Genomic DNA, 4,854 nt, shown 5'->3' with positions numbered 1-4,854 from the left:
AATTAGTGTTTCATGTGCATTTTGCCCATGTCATGAATTTTCATCATTAAACCGTGAGGGACGTCATCATGGTCAACTTTTTTAACTTTAACAATTTTATCTGAATCTGCTAATTTATAAACAATTACAAAATCACCTTTTTTAACTTTAACATCTGAATCTGAAGGTAATTTAACATTTTTTTCAATACTTTCATCTTTTTCACTAATCATTTTTTCAATAGTAGTATTATCTTTCATAATTCCATAGTATGTATCTTTCTTTCCGCCAGTCATCATCATGATTACTAATACAATACATACAATTAACATGATGGCGATTAAACTAATACCAAGACCAAAACCTTTTTTCTTTTTCATGGTTCATCAATCTCCTTAAATGTAGTTAATTCTGTTATACCTAAAAGTGCAACAGTTTGCAAATGCAGTATTTATATTACATAAAATTAATTTAAAAAGACACACCCTAATCACGTTAAATGTGAATAAAGTGTGTCTAAAAACAATACATTGCAAATTGGATTGTAAACATATTAAACACTTTAATTATAGCGAGTTATTTTAAGTATTTAACATTGTTATATCTAGAATTCATAAAAGTTATTTCCTATATATACTTTGTGTTATAAATCGATTTTGATAGGTGTATCTAATGATTTGTCATTCATCAATTTAACAGATTGTGGTGTCACCTTTAAAACACAAAGTTCTGGGTCTTCTTTTGAACTGAAAAAGCTTTTATCTTGAGTCTCCCATAACCAATCGATTACTTTTTGATCAGTAACTACTTCTATCGTGGCTTCCATTTCAACGAAACTACGATTAGTTGTGTCGTTATAGCCTAACAAAACATATGCTGCTGGATTATCTTTAATTTCTTTGACCTTAGCAGAATGGATATTCGTTTTAGTATATAAAGTAAGACCATCATTATAAAAGACCATATATCTACTATTAGGTTTGTTATTATATGCAGTTGATAATACACCAACTTTTGACGTTGCTAACACGTTTTCAATTGCTTGAATTGCTTGTGAGTTACTCATTACATATCATCTCCTTATGATATAAATAGCCTTTAACGTAAGAAACTAAACACAAGAGGACTGTTAGTATTTAGCTTGGTTTAAAGCAAATATATTTAACCTCGTCGTGATTTAACTTGAGTTCAAATGTACGACCAGTTTCTTCTTGAACTGCAAGCTCCGTTTTAGGGTAATTCGTTTTGTCTAATTCATCTAAAATTTCTTTTTCTATATAAACAAGTTGATCGCTTATTGGAAGCAAATGTTGAATTGAACCATGTTCATGATTCAATGTTTTAATAATCATCAAAGAGTCTTGAGGTAATTCATTATGGAAAATGAAATCTTGTTTTACGTCTGACATATATCGATCATTAATTTTATTGAATAATAAGAAATGGTAGTTATTATCTTTACGACTCAATACATAATTATTTGTAATTTCAATATCTTCATTAACAAAAGGTCTAAACATTTTATATAAATGCATTAATGGTAGGGGGCTACCATATTTGTTGTACAAGGAAATATAATTTGAATGGTCATCTAATAATTGATAGCTAATGCCACCGCCATATCGTAATAATGCGATTAAGTGATACACTATGTCAGATAATTGAATTGGATTCTTACCATCATTAGTATATTTAAATCCGCTTACAGACAGGTTATTATATACAAATTGTGTTGATGATATACCTGAATCTAAAATAAATTTCTTATACTGTTCAAAATGAGTGTCAGTTTGATGATAGTGTTGGTTTTTAGTGATAAGATGTGTTGCAGTTTTTGAATTTTCAATATCAATAAAGTAATAATGGAATTTAAGACGCTGCATGACATCATAAACTTGTTCCACGGTTGAATAAGTTTCTAAAAAGCCATCGACTGTCACACTATATTTAATTTCTTTATTTTTGTTTTTAATTTTAAGATGACATAAATGAATTTCTTCTGCTGTCATAGAATTAGAGCAAAATACGAGCATAAATTTAACTAATTTCTTGCTTGTCTTATAGTCTTGATTGCCTTGTAAAAATGTTAGTATTAACTGCTTCATCGTTTCGAATTGTTGTGTTGATTTAATAGCGATTGCTAAACCTATATTTTTTTCGAAAAGCTTTTCAAAACATCTATTTAACAGGTTGTAATTCGTTTGGCTAATCTCAATATCGTGAATATCGTCAATGAAAACGACAGGTTTTGGTAAGTGCTCAAAGTTAATATCGTAATATTCATTGAAAATAAATTGAAATAGTTCATTGAAATTACTAAATCGAACAAATACTTTGGCACGCTGACTTCGATCTTTCGGATTAAAATCATCTATATGAATATCTGTTGTATTTGTAGCCAGTTGAGCTGTTAAATCAATTGTTGAAATTAACTCAGTGAATTGTGATACGTTATCTTGTTGGAAGTGTATTTGTGGTGGTTCAGTAATCTTGGAAACGAGTGAACGGAACTGTTTAGGACTAAAATGCAAGTAATTCTTAAATTGATTTGCAAAATTTGTATGACTGTTAAAACCGGCCAATTCAGAAACAGTTGTAATAGAATGTTTTGTAGAAAGTAATAAATTGATGGCGTTAACAAGTTTAATACTTGTAAAATAATCTTTAAAATTCATACTCAAATATCGAACAAAAAGATTAGAACAATATGATTCAGAGATGTTGCAATGCATCGCTATATCTTTTAAAGACAAGTGCGCATCAATATTGTCATGAATATAGTTTACACAGTCTATGAACACCGGATTGCTTAAAGCAATATTTGGTAAATATTCATGATCTATTCTTATAAAAGCTTCTTTAAGTAAAGTGTCTATAATACTTTGACCTATATTTTTCCCCATTAAAGAAGAACTTGTTGGTGTACTGATTAAATCGGCAATTAATGACTTAATATAATTACTTGATTGTAATAAATGACGATCTAAATAACCATTAAAGAAATCATCATCTTGTTGATAAAAATAAAAAACGGGTATCATTAATTCGATTATATTTTCGCCGTGGTTAATATTATAAATATCACCATGGTTAATTAAGATAATATAATTACTTACGTCTTTGGTTTCACCATTAATCGTAATATTGAGTTTACTTGTAAGTGAAAATAGCACCATAATATTATTAATATTACGACTTGGTATTGTCGATAATGTATGATGTATTTTAAGTTGGCATGTCATATTTCTCTCTCCTGCCTAATATATATTGAAATCTATCATTTAAATGTAAAACATGGAAATTTTTAAAATCATGGATAGTATACCTATTATAGTTGAATATTTTTGAAAAGGTAATAGTGAAAAATAAAAGAAATTAATGAAAACTCCTAGGAAAACGCTTGTTTTTATGCATTGTGCACAATATAAAAGTAAAATTAGAAAGATAGTAAGCAAAATTTGGAAATTTTCGATAGAGTCTAATTAAATTATTTGGTGCATAATTAATATAGATTTCAAACCTATGTATTTCAAAAAACAATACATAGCCATTTTGAACTAACTTGCTAATCTTTTATTGATATTCAACTATGTTATAAAAAAAGCAAATTGACCAAAATGGAAGTTTGAATCAAAAAACATTAAATGTACCCATGACTTAAATTTTATCGCCATTATTTAAGTTTGGACATACACTTTTGTCATCAAACGCTGAAAATTAGTACGATTGAAATCACTTCTTGTTATAAAAATTCTTAGTAGCCCTGTTACAAAATATTCGCTACAAATTATTCAAATCAACAACAATAACCATCAACTAAGAAATTTTAAACAATCTACTAAAAAATAAAGCGTTTAAAAGTTCTGTTTAGAAAACATCAAGATAAGTATAAACATCTAGAAAAGTGAACATCTAAGAAAATCCATCTAGTTATTGCCGTAACAATTAGAATAATCATTTGAAAAAGTGCATTAGACAACGAAATTCACCATCAAGATAATGAAGCAACAAGAAACAGCACACATCAATGAATTAACACCTTAGATTCATCATGAGAAAATGCATGGCACAACTAGATTTACCATCAAGATAATTCTTAAGCAGCGAAGAATTAACATCTAGAAATGCATAAACATCTTAGATTTTACATCAAGAGATGCGATAACTATAAACAACTAGAAACGTCACCAAGATAGTGCAACAACAAAGAATCAGCATCTTGAAATCGCACTAACATCTAAGAATCAACATCAAGTATTATATTAACATCATAGATAACTTCATCAAGACAGGCATCCACATCTAAGAAACTCATCTAGAATAGCTAACACCTAACATCAAAGAATATTCATCAAGAACAGTATCTAACAGAACTTTTTGACTATATATGAATTAATTATGTTACTAGCTAAATCATCTATTATTAACTTTCACACTCAATTTCTACATCTAATATCAATTTATTAACAATAGAATTAGCAGCAACAAGATATTACTTAAAATTACTCCCCCGAATTTAAAATATAAACAATGTAATAATTAAGGGTATAAATTGATTTATGCTGTAACTAATTAAATGTGTATGGTATCTTCTAACATCATGAAACGCATCTTAATATAGATATGTACATTTAAACCTTGAGAGATAGATTATAGTAAACTTTAGTACAAAGTATGAATTGCTGAACTCCAATGACTACTATTTGTCCGTTACAACTAAAGTTTCAATCTATCTCTTTCTTTTTGTGTTTAAAACACGACTTTGTAGTAAATATTGAACATCATATTTATTAGCAAGTTCTGCTAAAAAATCTAATAAAGTTTGGGTGTCGATTTTACCATTAATAAAATCAGCTTTAAGTAGTTTTGATTGTT

At 28.1% G+C, this 4,854-nt stretch carries 4 protein-coding genes; all 4 read right to left on the bottom strand.

The window, feature by feature from the left end:
- Positions 1–2: 2 nt before the first annotated feature.
- Positions 3–359 (bottom strand): DUF4889 domain-containing protein, encoded by a 357-nt coding sequence (locus IDG60_RS05985; protein ID WP_000727328.1) that lies wholly within the window; start codon positions 357–359, stop codon positions 3–5.
- A gap of 263 nt (positions 360–622) precedes the next feature.
- Positions 623–1,045 carry a pyridoxamine 5'-phosphate oxidase family protein gene (locus IDG60_RS05980; RefSeq protein ID WP_000071904.1) on the bottom strand — a complete coding sequence of 141 codons (423 nt, stop codon included), beginning with the start codon at positions 1,043–1,045 and terminating at the stop codon, positions 623–625.
- Positions 1,046–1,115: 70 nt separating this feature from the next.
- Entirely contained in the window at positions 1,116–3,221 is a 2,106-nt protein-coding gene (gene rsp / locus IDG60_RS05975) for an AraC family transcriptional regulator Rsp (protein ID WP_000128366.1), read from the bottom strand.
- Positions 3,222–4,708: 1,487 nt separating this feature from the next.
- Positions 4,709–4,854, bottom strand: a 146-nt coding sequence (locus tag IDG60_RS05970; RefSeq protein WP_241013341.1) for a DUF1722 domain-containing protein, incomplete at its 5' end; no start/stop codon positions are given.

Source organism: Staphylococcus sp. EG-SA-2 (genome assembly GCF_017152085.1).
The sequence above is the reverse complement of the archived record's forward strand: the minus strand, read 5'-3'. Positions and strand labels throughout refer to the sequence as shown.

Coding starts and splice junctions, on each gene's coding strand:
- IDG60_RS05985 (WP_000727328.1), bottom strand. CDS start 359: ATGAAAAAGAAAAAAGGTTTTGGTCTTGGTATTAGTTTAATCGCCATC.
- IDG60_RS05980 (WP_000071904.1), bottom strand. CDS start 1,045: ATGAGTAACTCACAAGCAATTCAAGCAATTGAAAACGTGTTAGCAACG.
- rsp (WP_000128366.1), bottom strand. CDS start 3,221: ATGACATGCCAACTTAAAATACATCATACATTATCGACAATACCAAGT.